12 protein-coding genes are annotated in these 18,646 nt (G+C 69.6%); all 12 read left to right on the top strand.

All coding sequences use genetic code 11. The features are described from left to right. The first annotated feature begins 198 nt into the window (after nt 1-198). The 12 genes from AC1DR7_RS03850 (at nt 199) to AC1DR7_RS03795 (ending at nt 18,638) form a co-directional block, all read left to right on the top strand. Nucleotides 199-7,770, top strand: a complete 7,572-nt coding sequence (locus tag AC1DR7_RS03850) for an ESPR-type extended signal peptide-containing protein (protein ID WP_478052587.1) — start codon at nt 199-201, stop codon at nt 7,768-7,770. A 158-nt stretch (nt 7,771-7,928) separates the two neighbouring features. Beyond that, nucleotides 7,929-9,782: a S8 family peptidase gene (locus tag AC1DR7_RS03845; RefSeq protein ID WP_478051324.1), complete on the top strand. Its 1,854-nt coding sequence runs from the start codon at nt 7,929-7,931 to the stop codon at nt 9,780-9,782. Between the two features lie 246 nt (nt 9,783-10,028). Then, nucleotides 10,029-11,756 (top strand): type II secretion system ATPase GspE, encoded by a 1,728-nt coding sequence (gene gspE, locus AC1DR7_RS03840; protein ID WP_256775362.1) that lies wholly within the window; start codon nt 10,029-10,031, stop codon nt 11,754-11,756. Between the two features lie 37 nt (nt 11,757-11,793). Beyond that, on the top strand, nt 11,794-13,014 hold the full coding sequence (gene xpsF / locus AC1DR7_RS03835; RefSeq protein ID WP_457318056.1) for a type II secretion system protein XpsF: 1,221 nt from the start codon (nt 11,794-11,796) through the stop codon (nt 13,012-13,014). 46 nt (nt 13,015-13,060) lie between these two features. Continuing rightward, nucleotides 13,061-13,489 (top strand): type II secretion system major pseudopilin GspG, encoded by a 429-nt coding sequence (gene gspG / locus AC1DR7_RS03830; RefSeq protein ID WP_256775364.1) that lies wholly within the window; start codon nt 13,061-13,063, stop codon nt 13,487-13,489. A gap of 93 nt (nt 13,490-13,582) precedes the next feature. After that, on the top strand, nt 13,583-14,002 hold the full coding sequence (xpsH, locus tag AC1DR7_RS03825; RefSeq protein WP_256775404.1) for a type II secretion system protein XpsH: 420 nt from the start codon (nt 13,583-13,585) through the stop codon (nt 14,000-14,002). Further along, complete coding sequence (gene xpsI / locus AC1DR7_RS03820) at nt 13,999-14,415, top strand: type II secretion system protein XpsI (protein WP_256775365.1); 417 nt, start codon at nt 13,999-14,001, stop codon at nt 14,413-14,415. Before xpsH ends, xpsI begins: the two co-directional genes overlap by 4 nt. Continuing rightward, nucleotides 14,412-15,056 carry a type II secretion system protein J gene (locus AC1DR7_RS03815; protein WP_256775366.1) on the top strand — a complete coding sequence of 215 codons (645 nt, stop codon included), beginning with the start codon at nt 14,412-14,414 and terminating at the stop codon, nt 15,054-15,056. Before xpsI ends, AC1DR7_RS03815 begins: the two co-directional genes overlap by 4 nt. Then, nucleotides 15,053-15,916 (top strand): type II secretion system minor pseudopilin, encoded by an 864-nt coding sequence (locus AC1DR7_RS03810; protein WP_478051323.1) that lies wholly within the window; start codon nt 15,053-15,055, stop codon nt 15,914-15,916. The genes AC1DR7_RS03815 and AC1DR7_RS03810 overlap by 4 nt, the downstream gene beginning before the upstream one ends. After that, entirely contained in the window at nt 15,913-17,079 is a 1,167-nt protein-coding gene (locus AC1DR7_RS03805) for a PilN domain-containing protein (protein WP_457318059.1), read from the top strand. The genes AC1DR7_RS03810 and AC1DR7_RS03805 overlap by 4 nt, the downstream gene beginning before the upstream one ends. Continuing rightward, on the top strand, nt 17,054-17,857 hold the full coding sequence (gspM, locus tag AC1DR7_RS03800; RefSeq protein WP_478052222.1) for a type II secretion system protein GspM: 804 nt from the start codon (nt 17,054-17,056) through the stop codon (nt 17,855-17,857). Before AC1DR7_RS03805 ends, gspM begins: the two co-directional genes overlap by 26 nt. Then, complete coding sequence (locus AC1DR7_RS03795) at nt 17,847-18,638, top strand: hypothetical protein (protein WP_457318061.1); 792 nt, start codon at nt 17,847-17,849, stop codon at nt 18,636-18,638. The genes gspM and AC1DR7_RS03795 overlap by 11 nt, the downstream gene beginning before the upstream one ends. Nucleotides 18,639-18,646 lie beyond the last annotated feature (8 nt).

Here is an 18,646-nt window from a genome sequence, read left to right as displayed (position 1 = left end):
CGTTAACACTGATTGCTCATTTCGGAAGCATTCAGTTCTGCAGTACCGCATGGATGGCGAGTCGGCTGTACGTCTGTAGCGAGCCATTCGGCGCAACGCACTAAATCAAGCGAGTAAACGCCCCCAGGGGACGTTGGACCATGCGGTCCGGCGTTGGCGTCGCTTTGCCCAAAACCAGCCCACTCAGGAGTCGCATCGATGAATCGGATTTATCGCAAGGTCTGGAACAAAGCACTGGGGCAGATGGTCGTTGCCTCGGAATTGGCCAGCAGCCAGTCCGCCGGCGTGGTCATCGACCAGCGACGATCCACCGACACGCGCGGCACGTCGCTGCTGTCGGCCGCCATCGCATTGACGCTGGGAGCGGGTATCGCCGGGTTCGCACCAGGTGCGCAGGCGCAGTCGGTGGAAGTGGGCGGCAATGCCAACTGCGTGGTGCTCAACAGCTCGGTGATCGACAGCTGCGTGGTCGACGGCAACGCCACCGCGTCCGGCACCAATGCCGTGGCGATCGGCAGCAACAGCACCGCCTCGGCCAATAACAGCGTTGCGCTCGGCGCAGGCTCGAAGGCCAACCGCGTCAACACCGTCTCCGTCGGTGATGCCGGCAAGGAACGCCAGGTCACCAACGTGGCCGCCGGCACCGCCGCCACCGACGCGGTGAACAAGGCACAGCTGGACAAGGTTGCGGTCGCCGCCGAAGGCGCGACCCGCTATTTCAAGGCCGACGGCGCGGGCAACAACAGCGACGCGGCGAAGATCGACGGTGACGGCGCACTTGCCGCCGGCGCCGGTGCCAACGCCGACGGCGACGGCGCCACCGCGCTGGGGCAGGGCAGCCAGGCGCTGGCCAACGCCACCACGGCAGCGGGCAGCCAGGCCATTGCCGCCGGCCTGGGTGCCAGTGCGTTTGGCCAGAATGCGCTGGCCTTTGGCGATGCCAGCGTTGCGGTCGGCCAGAGTGCCGGCGCCTTCGGTCTGGGCGACGTGGCGCTCGGTGCGTCGGCACTTGCCGCCAGCGAAAACGGTGCAGCCACTGCGATTGGTGGCCTGGCCGAAGCCAGCGCCGATGGCGCCACCGCGATCGGTGGCGGTGCACTGGCGATCGGTGCCGGCAGTACCTCCCTGGGTCGCGGTGCGGGCAGTGGTGGTGAAGCTTCGGTCGCGGTGGGGGCGTTCAGCGTCGCGGTCGCCGATTTCAGCGCCGCCCTCGGCTCCAACTCCGCCGCCGTGGCCGTGGGCAGCGTGGCGCTCGGCGCCGGCTCCTACGCCGATCGCGTGGATACGGTATCGGTGGGCAATGGTGAAAACGGGCTGCGTCGGCAGATCACCAATGTGGCCGACGGGACCGAGGCCAACGATGCGGTGAACAAGGCCCAGCTTGATGACGTGGGCGCGGTTGCGGCCACCACCAGCAAGTATTTCCAGGCCAGCGGCAGCACCGACAGCGATGTGGGGGCCTACGTGGAAGGCGACAACGCCACCGCCATCGGCGAGGCCAGCAACGCCATCGGCAACGGTGCCACCGCACTGGGCGGCGGTGCGGCCGCCTATGCGCAGAACGCCACCGCCGTCGGTTTCAATGCGCTGGCCACCGGCCAGAACAGCGCGGCCTTCGGTAACAACGCACAGGCCACTGGCCCAGGCAGCGTGGCCGTTGGCGGCGCGGCGGTGGATGCCGATGGCAACCCGCTGATCACCAACGGCGGCGTGCCGGTCGATACCGGTGCGACCAGCGCCGGCGTCGGCGGCACCGCCGTCGGTGCCAGTGCCGAAGCCTCCGGCTTTGCGGCTTCCTCCTACGGCGTGGGTGCCTATGCCGGCGGCGCGCAGTCCTCCGCTTTCGGTGCGGTCGCCAATGCAACCGGTGACTACGCCACCGCCGTCGGTACCCAGAGCGTGGCCACCGGCAACAGCAGCACCGCCATCGGCGGCCCGGCCGACCTGCTGCCGGGCCTGGGCTTCTTCGTGCAGACCCAGGCCAGCGGCGAAGCGGCCACTGCGGTGGGTGCCGGTGCGATCGCCAGCGGCGATTACGCCGTGGCCAACGGCACCCTGACCGAAGCGTCGGGTACCGAAGCCACCGCCGTGGGCTACTTTGCCTATGCACCGGGCGAGGGCGCCACCGCGCTCGGCGCGGAAACCTGGGCCAGCGGCGATCTCAGCACCGCCGTGGGTTTCTACGCCACCGCACGCGGTGAAAACAGCGTCGCACTCGGCGCCAACTCGACCGCCACCCGCGCCAATACGGTCTCGGTCGGCGACGTCGGCAACGAACGCCAGATCACCCATGTGGCCGCCGGTACCGAAGCCACCGATGCAGTCAACAAGGCGCAGCTGGATGGCGTGGCGCAGGTCGCCAATGTCACCGCCAGTCGCTTCAAAGCGAATGCATCCGAGGACAGCGACGTCGGTGCGTTCGCCGACGGCGATGGTGCGCTGGCCGCCGGTGAGGCGAGCAATGCGCTGGGTGCGGGCGCGGCCGCGCTTGGCAACGGCGCCACTGCACTCGGCGATGACAGCGTCGCGGTCGGCCGCAATGTCAGTGCCAACGGCAATGGCAGCGTCGCCATCGGCGGACTCGGCCAGGCCTATGACGCGTTCAACCAGCCGCTGGTCGATGCCAACGGCAATGCGGTGAAGGTGGGCACTACGGCGGCGCAGGATGCCGTCGCCGTGGGGGCCGGTGCACTCGCTACCGGCACCACCAGCAACGCCTTCGGCAGCGGTGCACAGGCCACTGGCAGCAACAGCCTGGCCGCCGGTTACAAGGCGCGCGCCACCGGTGACTACAGCGTCGCCCAGGGCGACAACGCCTTCGCCAGCGGTGAGGAAACCACCGCCACCGGCGCCTATGCATGGGCGACCGAAGACGGTGCGACCGCCTTCGGCGCCAGCGCGTGGGCGACCGAAGCCAATGCCACCGCCGTGGGCCAGTCGGCCTGGGCCAGCGGCACCGGCTCGACCTCGATCGGCTACAACAGCTGGGCACGTGGCAGTAGCGCCACCGCGCTCGGGCGCGGTGCGTTCGGCTATGGCGACAACAGCGTCGCAGTCGGTTTCCAGGCCCTGGGCAACAGCATCAACAGCATCGCCATCGGCACCAATGTGGTGGCCGGCGGTGAAAGCGCCATCGGCATCGGGGCCGGCAGCAGTGCCAGTGCCTCCAATGCGGTGGCACTGGGCGCCGGCGCGGTCGCGGATCGCGCCTACACAGTCTCGGTCGGCAACGCGGAACGCCAGCGCCAGATCACCAACGTCGCCGCCGGTACCGAAGGCACCGATGCGGTCAATGTCGACCAGCTCACCGATGCCACCGCGCAGTTCCAGGCCAGCGGCGACGGCGTGGCCGTGGCCGGCGGTGAGGAAAGCGTAGCGGCCGGCGCCAACGCCGCCACCGATGGTGATTACGCCACGGCGGTCGGCTCCAGCAGCTTCGCTGCGGGCAGCGGCGCCACCGCGTTGGGCAGTGGTGCGTTCGCGCTGGCCGACAATGCCAGTGCGGTCGGCTTCAATGCACTGGCCACCGGCGCCAACGCCATCGCAGTGGGCGCCAACGCACAGGCCAGCGGCGAATACGCCACCGCCACCGGCGCCGAAAGCGAAGCCACCGGCGAGCAGAGCACTGCCACCGGCGCCGCCAGCATCGCCTCCGGGGCCGGTAGCCTGGCCGGCGGCGCGCTGTCCGAAGCGGCCGGTGAGGAATCGGTCGCGCTGGGTTACTACAGCACCGCCAGCGGCCAGGGCGCTACCGCCGTAGGCGCTGAAAGCGTGGTCAGCGGTACGCTCTCGGCCGGTTACGGCTTCGGCGCCGAAGCCACTGCTGGTTACACCACCGCGATCGGCGGGCTGGCCGTGGCCAGCGCCTTCAATGCCACCGCGCTGGGCAGCTTCGCCCAGGCCACCGGTTCCAACAGCGTGGCCGTCGGCGGCGATGCCGAGGCGTCCGGTGCGTACAGCACCGCCACCGGCCAGGGCAGCCTCGCCACCGGCACCAACAGCGTCGCCGTCGGCGGTTCGCTGTTCGGACTGCTGGCCACCGAAGCGTCGGGCAACTACTCCACCGCCGTCGGTGGTGGCGCGTGGTCGCCGGGCCTGAACAGCACGGCATTGGGTAATGCGGCAACCTCCAGTGGCGAGAACAGCGTCGCCCTCGGTGCCGACGCGATCGCCGACCGCGACAACACCGTCTCGGTGGGCAGCGCCGGGGCGGAGCGTCAGGTCACCAACGTCGCCGCCGGCACCGAAGGCACCGACGCGGTCAACGTCAATCAGCTGAACGCCGTGGCTGCCGCGGGCGAAGCCACCAACAAGTACTTCAAGGCCAGCGGCAGCGACAACAGCGATGCCGGTGCCTACGTCGAGGGCGATGACGCGCTGGCCGCCGGTGAAGCGGCCACCGCGATCGGCGACGGCGCCACCGCGCTGGGTGCCGGCGCGAATGCGCTGGCCACCCGTGCCACGGCCGTGGGCGACAGCGCCCTGGCCAGCGCCGATGGGGCGGCGGCAGTGGGCAGCAATGCGCAGGCCACTGGCGAGAACAGTGTCGCCCTGGGCAGCAACGCCAGTGCCAGCGAGATCGGTGCCAGCGCCGTCGGTAGCGGTGCCGTCGCCAGCGGCGCCTATGCCACGGCCAACGGCGTCGAGTCGGTGGCAAGCGGCCAGCAGGCCACCGCCAATGGCTTCCGCAGCAGCGCTTCCGATGCCGGCGCCTCTGCGTTCGGCAGCTACAGTGAAGCCAGTGGTCGTCTGTCCAACGCGCTGGGTTACGGCGCGATTGCGTCCAACAGCCTGGCCACCGCGGTTGGCACCTCGGCGACCGCCGCCGGTGCCAGCGCGGTCGCGCTCGGTGAATCCAGTGAAGCCACCGGCGATGAAAGCGTCGCCATCGGTGGGTCGACCTTCTTCGGTCTGATTCCGGCCCGTGCCAGTGGCACCGGTGCGGCGGCGTTCGGCGCCGGTGCATGGGCGACCGACGACTACGCCACCGCGATTGGCTGGAACTCCTGGGCCGATGCCGCCAGCGCCACCGCGCTGGGTGCAAATGCCTCGGCAGAAGGCGTCAACAGCGTCGCCCTGGGGGCCGGTTCCAGCGCCGACCGCGACAACACGGTCTCGGTCGGCACGGCCACCGCGCAGCGTCAGATCACCAACGTCGCCGCCGGTACCGAAGGCACCGATGCGGTCAACCTCAACCAGCTCGATGCCGTCGCCGACGTTGCCGAGCAGACCAACCGCCAGTTCAAGGCCTCCGGCAGCGGCAACGGCGATGACGTCGGCAGCTATGTCGACGGTGCCTATGCGACGGCGGCCGGTGAAGCGGCCAATGCGTTCGGCACGGGCGCCTCGGCATACGGCAGCGGCGCGAACGCGTCCGGCCGCTATGCCTCGGCCTCGGGCTTCAACGCGTCGGCCACGGCCGATTCGGCCACTGCCATTGGTGGTGCGTTGTATTACGAAGACGCCAACGGCAACGTGGTGCTCGACAAGGCCACCAGTGCCAGCGGCATCGGCGCCACCGCACTCGGCGCCGGTGCGCAGGCGGTCGGGGTGTTCAGCACCGCCAGCGGTGCCGGTTCGACCGCCGCCGGCCTGCAGTCGTCCGCCTTCGGCTATAGCGCCGAGGCGGGCAGTGACTACAGCACCGCCGTCGGTACCTTCAGCGCCGCCAGCGGCGTGCGGACCACCGCCCTGGGCTACGGCGCCGAGGCCAGCGGTGACTACGCCTCCGCACTCGGCTGGGGCAGTGCCGCGTCGGGCGCCTACGCCAACGCGATCGGCTATGCCTCGCAGGCCAGCGGTGCCAACAGCATCGCCGCCGGCTCCAATGCCTGGGCCACGGCAGCGCAGACCACGGCGGTCGGTCAGTTGGCCTGGGCCACCTCGGCAGGCTCCACCGCGATCGGCCAGGACAGCTACGCCTACAGCGGCATCAATGCCACCGCGCTGGGCAAGAGTTCCTCGGCCAGCGGTGCCGGCAGCGTCGCGCTCGGCGCCGGTGCGCGTACCAGCGAGGCCAATGTGGTCTCGGTCGGTGGCGGCAACGGCACCACCGGTCCGGCCACGCGCCGCATCACCAACGTCGGTGCGGCGGTCAACGCCAACGATGCGGTGAACAAGGCGCAGCTGGATACCGTGGCGGCCACCGCCGATGCGGTCGGCAAGCACTTCCAGGCCAGCGGTACCGGCGTGGCCACGGCCAGCGGCAGCGATGCGCTCGCCGCCGGTTCGGGCGCGGCGGCCAGTGGCAACCGCAGCAGTGCGCTGGGCAGTGCGGCGGTCGCCTCGGCAACCGGTGCCACCGCTGTCGGCGCGGATGCTTCGGCGCGCGGCGACAACAGCACCGTGCTCGGCCGCTCGGCGTCGACCAATGCGGTCAACGGCGTGGCGATCGGCAATGGCGCCTTCGCCAGCAATGGGGCGGGCAGCATCGCCCTCGGTGCCGGTGCAGGCGTCTCCGGCGCCGGTTCGGTAGCGCTGGGTTCCGGTGCACGTGCGGTGGAGGCCAACGTGGTCTCCGTCGGCGGCGGCAACGGCACCGACGGTCCGGCCACGCGCCGCATCGTCAACGTCGGCGCCGGGCGCATCGCGGCGGGCAGCACCGACGCGGTCACCGGCGGCCAGCTCAACACCACCAACCAGCGCGTGGGCGCGGTGGAAACCCGGGTGGGCGACATCGACGACCGTATCGGTTCGGTCGAGAGCGTCACCGCCAATGCACTGAGCTATGACGATGCCAGCCGCGACCGTCTCACCTTGTCAGGCGTGCAGGGCACCGTGGTGGACAACGTCGGCAGCGGCGCGATCGCCTCGGGCAGCCGCCAGGCGATCAACGGCGGCCAGTTGTTCCAGTCCTTGTCCGACGCCGCCAGCTTCCTCGGCGGCGGTGCCAGCGTGGGCATGCAGGGCGTGTTCGTGGCGCCCAACTACGTCATCCAGGGCGCGACGTACACCAACGTCGGCGACGCACTGGGCGCACTGGACCGCAAGGTCAGCGACCTCGACCAGCGGGTCGCCGGCGGCAGCGCCAACCCGCGTGCACGCAGCGCCGCGGCACCGGCGGCGGCAAGCCTGGCCGGCGCTTCGCTGGCCAGCGTGGAGGACAGCGTGACCACGGCAAGCGTGCAGGGCGCGCCGACCGCGGCCAGTGCCGGTACGGCACAGGTGGTCAGTGCCCCGGTCGCCGCCGCACCGACCCCGGTCAATGCGGTGGTGATGGGCGATGGCGCGGTGGCCAGCGGGGCCTCGGCCACCGCGATCGGTCAGGGCGCCACGGCCACGGCGGCCAACTCGGTCGCGCTCGGCCAGGGCTCGGTCGCCGACCGTGCCAACGCGGTCTCTGTCGGCGCGGTGGGCAATGAGCGCCAGGTCACCAACGTCGCCGCCGGTTCGCAGGCAACCGACGCGGTCAACAAGGGCCAGCTGGACGGGGGCATCGCCACCGCCAACAGCTACACCGACCAGCGCTTCGGCGCGATGGCCGACAGCTTCGACATGTACAAGGGCGAGATCGACGAGCGCCTGCGTCACCAGGATCGTCGCATCGATCGCCAGGGAGCGATGAGCGCGGCGATGCTCAACATGGCCACCAGTGCGGCCGGTGTGCGCACCCAGAACCGGGTCGGTGTGGGCGTCGGCTACCAGGGCGGCGAGTCGGCACTGTCGCTGGGGTACCAGCGTGCGCTCAGCGAGCGCGCCACGGTCACCATCGGCGGTGCGTTCAGCAGCGATGACAGCTCTGTTGGTGTGGGTGCCGGCTTCGGCTGGTAAGCGGATGTTGCAGGGCGTGGCCCGGGTGGGCCACGCCGCAAGCAATGCAAGGCCTGAGGGGGCGGGTCACGGGATCCCTGGCCAGGGCCGGCCAGGGAGCTCGCATGGAATGTTGGCCTGAACAGTCGTTCGATCATGACCTTGAAGAGGATTTCAACGTGACCAGTAAGCAGAACCTTCGCATCAACGTACTGGCAGCCGCGCTGCTGTCGATCTCCGCCGGCTCGGCCTTTGCCGCCAGCCCGCGCACCGAAGAGCCCAAGCGCCCGGCGACGGCCGCGCAGCAGACCAGCAACGGCATCATCGTCAAGTACCGCGCAGGCAGCGCGCCTGCCTCGGACCGCTCGGCGAAGCTGGCCGTGGTGAACTCGGCGCTGTCGCGCGCCACCCTCAACGGTGGCAGTGCACGTGCTGGCGCGCTCAGCCCGCAGGTGGTGCGCAAGCTCGGCGTCGGCGCCGACCTGATCCGTCTGCAGAGCCGCCTGGGCGATGCGGAACTGCAGAAGGTACTGGCCGAACTGAAGGCCGACCCGACCGTGGAATACGCCGTGGCCGACGTGCGCATGCAGCGCGCCGACCTGCGTGCCAAGCCCACCGAGACCAAGCAGCTGGTGCCCAACGATCCGTATTACGCGCAGTACCAGTGGCACTTCGGTAATGCCACCGGCGGCATCAATGCGCCGTCGGCGTGGGATGTCTCGCAGGGCGAGGGCGTGGTGGTGGCGGTGATCGATACCGGCATCCTGCCCAACCATGAAGACTTCAGCGGCAACCTGCTGGAAGGCTACGATTTCATCAGCGATGCGGAGACCTCGCGCCGCCCGACCGACGCACGCGTCCCGGGTGCGCTGGATTACGGCGACTGGGTGGAGAACGACAACGAGTGCTACACCGGCTCGCTGGCCGAAGACAGCTCCTGGCACGGCACCCACGTGGCCGGCACGGTCGCCGAGGCCACCAACAACGGCGTCGGCATGGCCGGCGTCGCCTACAAGGCCAAGGTGCTGCCGGTGCGCGTGCTTGGCAAGTGCGGTGGCAGCCTGTCGGATATCGCCGATGCCATCACCTGGGCCTCGGGCGGTACGGTCGCGGGGATCCCGGCCAACGCCAATCCGGCCGAGATCATCAACATGAGCCTGGGCGGCAGCGGCGCCTGCGATCCGGTCTACCAGGCCGCGATCAACGGTGCGGTGTCGCGCGGCACGCTGGTGGTGGTGGCGGCAGGCAACGCTGGCGGCAATGTCTCCAACGCCCGTCCGGCCAACTGCAACAACGTCGTCGCGGTGGGTGCCACGCGCATCACCGGCGGCATCACCTACTACTCCAACTATGGTGCGGCGGTGGATCTGTCGGCCCCGGGCGGCGGTGGCAGCGTGGATGGCAATCCGGGCGGCTACATCTGGCAGGCGATTTCCAGCAGTGCCACCTCGCCTGAGCTGGGGACCTCCGATTACGGCGGCAAGGGCGGCACCTCGATGTCCTCCCCGCACGTGGCCGCGGTCGCCGCGCTGGTGCAGAGCGCCCGCATCGCCAACAACCGCGACGCGTTCACCCCGGCCCAGCTGGAAACCCTGCTGAAGGAAACGGCGCGCAAGTTCCCGGTGACCATCCCGGCGGCGACCCCGATCGGTACCGGCATCGTCGACGCCAAGGCCGCGCTGGCAAAGGCGCTGGAAGAAGAGTGCACCGAGAACTGCGGTCCGACCGCGATTCCGCTGACCAACAAGGTGGCCGTGGGCGGCCTCAGCGGCGCCGGTGGCAGCGAAGTGCTGTACAGCTTCGACGCCCAGGCCGGCAAGGTGCTGAGCCTGCTCACCTACGGTGGCAGCGGCAACGTGTCGGTGTACGTCAGCCAGGGCAAGGAGCCGACCGCGACCGTGTTCGACGCCAAGTCGACCCGTCCGGGCAACAGTGAAACCGTGCGCTTCACCGCGCCGGTGGCGGGTACGTACTACATCAAGCTGGTCGGCGAGTCCGCATTCAGCGGCGTGAGCGTCATCGCCAACCAGTAACCGCGTGTGGTTTGCGGGCGTCCGTCTTTGTGACGGGCGCCCGCTTTTTGTTTGGGGGTTTCTCCACCGGTCCCCGCCCAGGCGCGTAGAAGGCGAACAGCCGCGGCCGTTGAACTTCATTGGCCTCACATACGGGATCAATCGTTGGCGCCAGGTGAGCAGCCAATCCTTTTTCTCCGGGTACCTCCAAAGCGGTGCAGGGCAGCGTTGAACTGCTAAAGTCGCACGGTCGCCAGGAGAGCTTTTGTGAACGCGGTTGCCCACGATTCCACTGCAGATTCCAGTGCGGAACACCGCATCGTCGAGGCGTTGCTGCGCAATGGCCGCCTGAAGGAAGGCGACCTCGCGCGGGCCCGTCCGCTGCACCGCGAAGCCGGTGGCAGCTTGTTGCAGTTGCTGGTGCGGTTGGGCCTGGTGTCCGAGCGCGACCACGCCCAGACCAGCGCCGAGGTTCTGCAGCTGCCGCTGCTGGAGGCACGCGCCGTGCCCGAAGCCGCCCCCGAATCGCTGCTGGACGCGCTGCCGCTGTCGCTGCGCTTCCTCAAACAATTCCATGTCTGCCCCCTGGCGCTGCAGGAGGGTGTTCTCGACCTGTGGTTGAGCGATCCGCAGGATCCTTACGCCGCCGATGCGGTGCGCCTGGCCATGGGCGTGCCGGTGCGCGTGCACGTCGGGCTGCGCGCGGAGATCGATGACCTGATCGAACGCTGGTACGGCCAGGGCCGCAGCGCGATGGGGGCGATCGTGGAGACTGCCGATGGCGAGGGCAGCGTGGTCGATGATATCGAGCACCTGCGCGATCTCGCGTCCGAGGCACCGGTGATCCGGCTGGTCAACCTGGTCATCCAGCGCGCATTCGAACTGCGCGCCTCGGACATCCATATCGAACCGTTCGAGAACCGCCTCAAGGTGCGCTATCGCGTCGATGGCGTGCTGATCGAAGGCGAGAGCCCGCCGGCCAACCTGACCGCCGCGGTGATCAGCCGCATCAAGATCATGGCCCGGCTCAATATCGCCGAGCGCCGGCTGCCGCAGGACGGTCGCATCATGTTGCGCGTGCAGGGCAAGGAACTGGACCTGCGCGTCAGCACCGTGCCCACCGCGCATGGCGAAAGCGTGGTGATGCGACTGCTCGACCGCGACACGGTGGTGTTCGATTTCCACCGGCTGGGTTTCACCGATGCGTTCCTGCCGCAGTTCCGCAAGGTGCTCGAACAGCCGCACGGCATCCTGCTGGTGACCGGCCCGACCGGTTCGGGCAAGACCACCACGTTGTACACCGCGTTGAGCCAGCTCAACACCTCCGATGTGAAGATCATCACCGTAGAGGACCCGGTCGAATACCAGATCGAAGGCATCAACCAGATCCAGGCCAAGCCGCAGATCGGGCTGGATTTCGCCCACGCGCTGCGCAGCATCGTGCGCCAGGATCCGGACATCATCATGATCGGCGAAATGCGCGATCTGGAAACCGCGCGCATCGCGATCCAGTCCGCCCTGACCGGCCACCTGGTGCTGTCCACGCTGCACACCAACAACGCCGCCGGCGGCATCACCCGCCTGCTCGACATGGGCGTGGAAGACTACCTGCTCACCTCCACCATCAACGGCATCCTGGCCCAGCGCCTGGTGCGCCGGCTGGAGCCGCAGCACGCCCAGCGCTACCTGGCCTCGCCCGAGCAGATCGAGAAGTTCGAACTGCGCCGCCTGCAACCGGACGGCGAAATCTTCCTGTATCGCGCGCAGCCCTCGGCGATTGCACCGACCGGGTATCTCGGCCGTACCACCATCATGGAGTTCCTGGTGATGAACGACGAACTGCGGCGTGCGGTGATGCAACGCGCCGGCATGGGCGAGATCGAGAAGATCGCACGCGCGGCCGGCATGCGCACCATGTACGAGGATGGTCTGTCCAAGGCGTTGTCGGGCCACACCACCCTCGAGGAAGTGCTGCGCGTGACGGAGGAATCCTGATGCGTACACGGACGCGGCGGCGGGCGGGCGGCTGAGCATGGCGCAGTACCGCTACAAGGCGCTCAACGCCCATGGCGAGGTGTTCGATGGCCAGATGGACGCGGCCAGCGAAGCCGAGGTCGCGCTGCGTCTGCAGGACCAGGGTCACCTGCCGATGGAAGCGCGGCTGGCCAGCGAGGGGGTGGCTACCGCCTCCTCGTGGGCGGCCTTGTTGCGGCGCAAGCCGTTCGACGGTGCCGCGCTGGTCCAGTTCACCCAGCAGCTGGCCACCCTGCTGGGCGCCGGCCAGCCGCTGGACCGCGCGCTGACCATCCTGCTGGAACTGCCCGAGGACGAGCGCAGCCGCCGGGTGATCACCGAGATCCGCGACGTGGTGCGCGGCGGTGCTTCGCTGTCGACGGCACTGGAACGCCAGCATGGCCTGTTCTCGCGGCTGTACGTCAACATGGTTCGCGCCGGTGAGGCCGGTGGCAGCCTGCACGACACCCTGCAGCGGCTGGCCGATTATCTTGAGCGCAGCGCCGAGTTGAAGGGCCGCGTGATCAATGCGCTGATCTACCCGGCCATCCTGCTGGCCGTGGTCGGCGGCGCGCTGCTGTTCCTGCTGGGCTACGTGGTGCCGCAGTTCGCGCTCATGTACGAAAGCCTCGACGTGGCCCTGCCGTGGTTCACCCAGTGGGTACTGGCCGCCGGCCTGGTGGTGCGCGAGGGCTGGCTGGCGATGATCGTGGTGCCGGCGCTGGCGCTGCTGGTGATCGAACGCAAGCTGCGGCAACCGGCGTTCCGCCTGGCGATGGACGGCTGGCTGCTGCAGCGCAAGGGCATCGGCCCGCTGCTGGCCAAGCTGGAAACCGCGCGTCTGGCGCGCACGCTGGGTACGCTGCTGCGCAATGGCGTGCCGCTGCTGGCCGGGTTGGGCATCGCCCGCAACGTACTGGGCAACCGCGCGCTGGCCGCCGACGTGGACACCGCCAGCGACGAGGTCAAGAACGGCAACGGCCTGTCGCTGTCGTTGTCGCGCAGCAAGCGCTTTCCACGCCTGGCGCTGCAGATGATCCAGGTCGGCGAGGAATCGGGCGCGCTCGATACCATGCTGCTCAAGACCGCCGACACCTTCGAACAGGAAAGCGCGCGCGCGATCGACCGTCTGCTGTCGGCCATGGTTCCAGTGATCACCCTGGTGCTGGCCTCGGTGGTCGGCCTGGTGATCGTGTCCGTGCTGGTGCCGCTGTACGACCTCACCAACGCCATCGGCTGACGATGGCGCACCCCTCACACATGACATCCCGCAAGGAGCCTGCCGCATGCAACGCCGCCTGATCCGTTTTTCCTCGCCGCGCAACCAGTCGGGCATGAGCCTGCTGGAAATCATCATCGTCATCGTGCTGATCGGCGCGGTGCTTACCCTGGTCGGCAGCCGCGTGCTCGGCGGCGCCGATCGCGGCAAGGCCAACATCGCCAAGGCCCAGATCCAGACCGTGGCCGGCAAGGTCGAAAACTTCCAGCTCGATACCGGCAAGCTGCCGGCCAAGCTCGATGAGCTGGTCACCCAGCCGAGCGGCAGCAACGGCTGGCTGGGACCGTATGCCAAGCCGGCCGACCTCAACGATCCGTGGGGCAACCCGCTGGAATACCGCGCACCCGGCGAAGGCCAGCCGTTCGACCTGATCAGCCTGGGCAAGGACGGCAAGGTCGGTGGCAGCAGTTACGACGCCGACATCCATTACGAGTAAGCCTGCTTGCCGGCCATTCTCCCGTCACGCCACGCACCGCTCCGTTGTCCACCGCGCCCCGCACGCGTGGCGGCGGGGCTGTCGTTGCTGGAGATGCTGCTGGTGGTCGCACTGATCGCCATCGTCGGTGTGGTCACCGCCACCGCGATGAACGGCGGCATCGACGGCATGCGCCTGCGCAATGCCGGCAAGGAGCTGGCCACCCAGCTGCGTTATACCCGCACCCAGGCCATCGCCACGGGCGAACGCCAGCGCTTCCTGATCGACCCGCAGGCGCGCACCTGGCAGGGTGCCAACGGCCGCCATGGCAGCTTGCCGGCGACGCTGGAGGTGCACTTCCGCGGCGCGCGTGAAGTGGCCGCGGCGACCGGGCAGGGCGCCATCGCGTTCTACCCCGATGGTGCCTCCAGCGGCGGCAGCATCGAGCTGGAGGTGCGCGGTGCGGTGTGGCGGATCGACGTTGGCTGGATCACCGGCGAAGTGCGCTCGGGCCAGCCGCGGGAGCGTCGATGAAGCGCCAACGCGGGTATTCGCTGCTGGAAGTGATCGTCGCCTTTGCATTGCTGGCGCTGGCGTTGACCCTGCTGCTGGGCAGCCTGTCCGGCGCCTCGCGGCAGATCAGGCAGGCCGACCTGCGCAGCCGCGCGGTGCTGCACGCGCAGTCGCTGCTGGCCGTGACCGGTATCGAGGCGCCGCTGCAGGCCGGTCACAGCGCCGGCCAGTGGGAAGACGGCCGCTACCGCTGGGAACTGGACGTGGTGCCGTATGCGGAGCCACGCGGCGCGGCGGCGGCAGTCGCCGAGCCGGTGGCCGGGCCGACGCTGGCGCAGCTGACCCTGCAGGTGCGTTGGGGCGATGCCGACGCCGACCGCCTGCAATGGCGCAGCCTGCGCCTGCTGCCGGCCAACCCGGGGGGGGCGCGATGAGCGGCCACTCGCGTACCGGCGCACAGCGCGGTTTCACCCTGATCGAAGTCCTGCTCGCAACGGCCTTGCTGGTTGGCGGCCTGGCGCTGGCCTTCGCCACGGTGCGTTCGGCGATGGCGATCAGCCAGCGCGGCGAGCAGATGGTGTCGCAGAACGAACGCATGCGCGCGGTTGAAGGCTTCCTGCGCCGGCGTCTGTCGATGGCCATGCTGACCGCGACCACGCCGCCGGATCCCACCCGCGAGCCGGTGTACTTCCTGGGCGAGGCGCAGCACATGCTGTTTGTCTCCGACCTGCCCGGATACCTCGGTCGCGGTGGGCCGTACGTGCATGACCTGCAGGTGCGTGGCAGCGGCGAGGCGCAGCGGCTGGAGGTCACGCTCACCCTGGTGCAGAACGGCGAGCGCATCGAAGAAACGCCGCCGCGTCCGCCGGAAGTGCTCGCCGATGGACTGCGCGCGGTGGCGTTCCGCTATCGCGGCATCGACCCGCGCAACGGCCAACTCGGCGACTGGCAGGACCGCTGGGAAGATACCCGGCGACTGCCCCTGCTGGTGTCGATCACCGTCACCCCCCGGCAAGGGCCGGCCTGGCCGCCGATGGTGGCCGCGCTTGCCCAACAGCGCGGGGTACGCCAGTGAGGCGCGCGCGCGGTGCCGCGCTGGTGCTGGTGCTGTGGCTGATCGCGCTGCTCACTGCCGTGGTGGGTGCGTTCGCGCTCAGTGCGCGCGTGGAGCATCTGCAGCAGCGCGTGGTGGGCGACGATGCGATCGGGCAGGAACATGCGCGTGCCGGCCTGGAATACGCGCTGTACCGGCTGCAGCCCAGCGCCATGCGCCCGGCCTGGACGCCGGACGGGCGCCGCTACCGCTGGGAGTTCGACCAGCGCCGGATCGACCTGCACATCGTCGATGAGAACGGCAAGATCAACCTCAACCTGGCCGACGCCACGCTGCTGCAGGCTTTCCTGCGCGCGATGGGCGTGGACACCGCGCGCGCCCAGCAACTGGCCGGGGCGATCGTCGACTGGCGCGATGCCGACAGCCTCAAGCAGCCTGCCGGCGGTGCCGAGCTGCCCGAATACGTTGCCGCCGGCCTGCCGTACGGCCCGCGCAACAACCGCTTCGAGACACTGGGCGAACTGCAGCGCGTGCTCGGCATGGATGCCGCGTTGTATGAACAACTCGAGCCGATGCTGACCCTGTACAGTCGGCAGTCCCGTCCCGATCCGCGTTTTGCCGCCGGGCCGGTGCTGACCGCCATGGGCCTGGATGCACGGGAACTACTGGCCCAGCGCGAGCAGTCCGCGGTAGGTGAAGAACAGAAAGTGGGCGGTGCAGCGCTTGCCAGCGGCAGCGGCACCTATAGTATCGAGAGCCGCGCAATGGATGATCGCGGCCGGGTGTCGGTCCTGCAGGGGGTGGTGCGGATGGGGAACGCAGGCACGCCGGGAACGACTTACACAGTACTTCGTTGGGAACAGGGAATGGCAGCACGATGACGGCATGGCGGGACAGTCTGGTGCGGGCGCAGGGGCAACTGGCGCCGGGCGTGGGCAATGGCCTGCGCTGGTGGCGGCGTTCGCTGCTGGCGTGGTTGCCCGAGCGCTGGCAATGGGCGCTGGGCTGGTCGCGCTCGCGGCTGCTGCTGCAGCAGCACGGCGATCAGCTGGTGGTGCTGCGCGAGACCGGCGCACACACGCAAAGCGTGATCGAACTGCCCTGGCCGCAATCCCCGGCCACACTGGAACAGCGCCTGGACGCGCGGTTGCGCACGCTGCCGCGGCACTGGCTGCTGCCGGCCAGCGCCGCATTGCGCCGGCCGCTGCGCCTGCCGGCCGCCGCTGCCGCGCGTCTGCGCGATGTGGTGCGTTTTGAAATCGATCGCCAGACCCCGTTCGAACCGGCGCAGGTCAGCTTCGATGTGCGTGAGCTGGGCGCCTTGGACGATGGCCAGCTGCAGGTCGAACTGGTGGTGATGCCGCAGCAGGCGCTGCAGCAGTGGGCGCAGCAGGTCGGGCCGTGGGCGCAGGGATTGGCCGGCGTCGACGTCGCCGACGCCGATGGCCAGCCGCTGGGCGTCAACCTGCTGCCGCTGGAACAGCGCCAGACCCTGCGTGACCCGATGCGCCGCTGGAACCTGCTGCTGGCGGTGGCTACGCTGGTGCTGCTGGCACTGGCCGGGCAGCAGATCCTGCACAACCGCCAGGCTGCGGCCGATGCGCTGCGCGACCAGGTCAACGCCGCTGCGCGTGATGCACGCCAGGTGGCCGCCGAACGCCAGCAGTTGCAGACGCTGGTGGAAGGCGCGGCGTTCCTGGAACAGAAACGCACCGCGCACGCAAGCACCGTGGAACTGTGGAATGAACTGACCCGGTTGCTGCCCGATGGCACCTATCTTGAAAAGCTGTCGGTGGAAGGCGATTCGCTGCAGTTGATCGGGCTCAGCCGCGAAGCTTCGCAGCTGGTGCCGCTGCTGCAGGACTCGCCGCTGTGGCGCAAGGTCAACCTCACCGGCGTGCTGCAGGCCGACGGGGGCGCCGCCGGGCGCGACCGCTTCACCCTCACCGCCGAACTGCAGCCATTGCCCGGGGCCGTCGCCAAGCCGGCCGCTGCCGCCCCCGCCGCGGAGGTTGCCAATGGCAATGCCGACCACACGCCGTGACCGCTGGCTGGCGCTGGCGCTGCTGCTGGCGGTGATCGCGGCGGCCTACCTGGTGCTGGTGCACCCCTGGTTCACCCGGCCGCTGCTGGCGATCAACACCGATATCAGCGACCTGCAGGAGCGCGACCAGCGCGTGCAGGCCCAACTGCAGCAGCGCGCTGCGGTCGCGCGCGGCCTGCAGCAGGCGCAGGCCGCGCTGGCCGGGCGCCCCGGCTTCCTGCGCGAGGCGACCGCCGAATCCGCCGCCGCCGCGTTGTCTTCGCGCCTGCAGGACGCGGTGGCCTCGGCCAGTCCCGGCAACCGCAGCTGCACCATCAGCAACCGTTCGCCGCTGCAGGACACCAGCGGCGATGCGCAGTTCCCGCGTATTGCGCTGCAGGTACGCCTGCGCTGCGGCATCCCGGAAATGGCGGCGGTGTTGTACACCCTGGAAACGGGCAGCCCACGGCTGTTCATCAACAACCTCAACTTGCTCGCGCAGCGCTTCCAGCAGTCGCCCAATGAAACCGGCACCGGGCTGGATGTGTCCTTCGAACTGGTCGGCTACCTCAAGCCGGATGCGATGGCCGATGCGACCGCGGGCGCGGCGCCCGCCAGCGCACCGGTCACTGCGGCAGCGCCGGGCCTCTCCGACGGCACCGGGCTGAGTCCGGCACCGGCGATGGCCGTGCCGAATGATCCCCAGGCGACCGCCGATGCAGCAACGCAGCAGGCCAGCGACGCGGCAGACGCTGCGAGCCGCGCGGCCGAAGGCCGGGAGGACAGCCATGAAGATTGAACTGTCTTCGCTGCGCAGCTGGTGGCTGGCCACCGCGATGCTGTGGGCGGCCGCGATCTGGATCGCCACCCTGTTCGGCCTGGGCGGGCGCATTCCCGCCGCTGCCGATGGTGAGCGCAGCGCGTCGCCGCTGCCGGCGTTGCCGGCAGCCGCGCCGGAGCGGATCGCCTCGGCCGAGGCCTATGCGCAGATCGGCGCGCGCCCGTTGTTCGCCGAGGATCGCAAGCCGCGCCCGTACCTGCTCGGCGGCAGCGAACCTGGGGCGTCCAGCGCAGTGAGCCTGACCGGTGTGCTGCTCACCGCTGACTTCAGCATGGCCATCCTCACCACCGACCAGAAGCAGTCGTTGCGGCTGCGCCTCAATGGCGAGCCGGTGAACGGCTGGCAGCTGCTGGCGCTGGAGCCGCGCAGCGCCACGGTCAGCGGCCCCGGCGGTACGCAGACCCTGGAACTGACCGTGTTCAACGGCCAGGGCGGCGAGCCGCCCACGGTGCTGGGCAATCCGGTCAACGGCGCCGTGCCGCCGGCCGGTGCCGGCGTTACGCCGTTGCCGATGGCAGCGCCGCAGGCCGCACGACCGGCGCAGGCCACCGTCAACGTGCCGGGCCCTGCGCCCGCACCGCCGCCGGCACCTGCCGCGCAGAACGCGCCCGCACAGGGCCCCAGTGACGCGCAGATGCAAGCCATCCGCGCGCGCATCCAGGCGCGCCGCCAGCAGCTGCAACAACAACAGCAACCGTCGCAGCGACCGCCCACCGGCGGCTCCGGCCAGAACAACTAGAGTGCACA

This window comes from Stenotrophomonas sp. P5_A9, assembly GCF_056400525.1.
The sequence above is the reverse complement of the archived record's forward strand: the minus strand, read 5'-3'. Positions and strand labels throughout refer to the sequence as shown.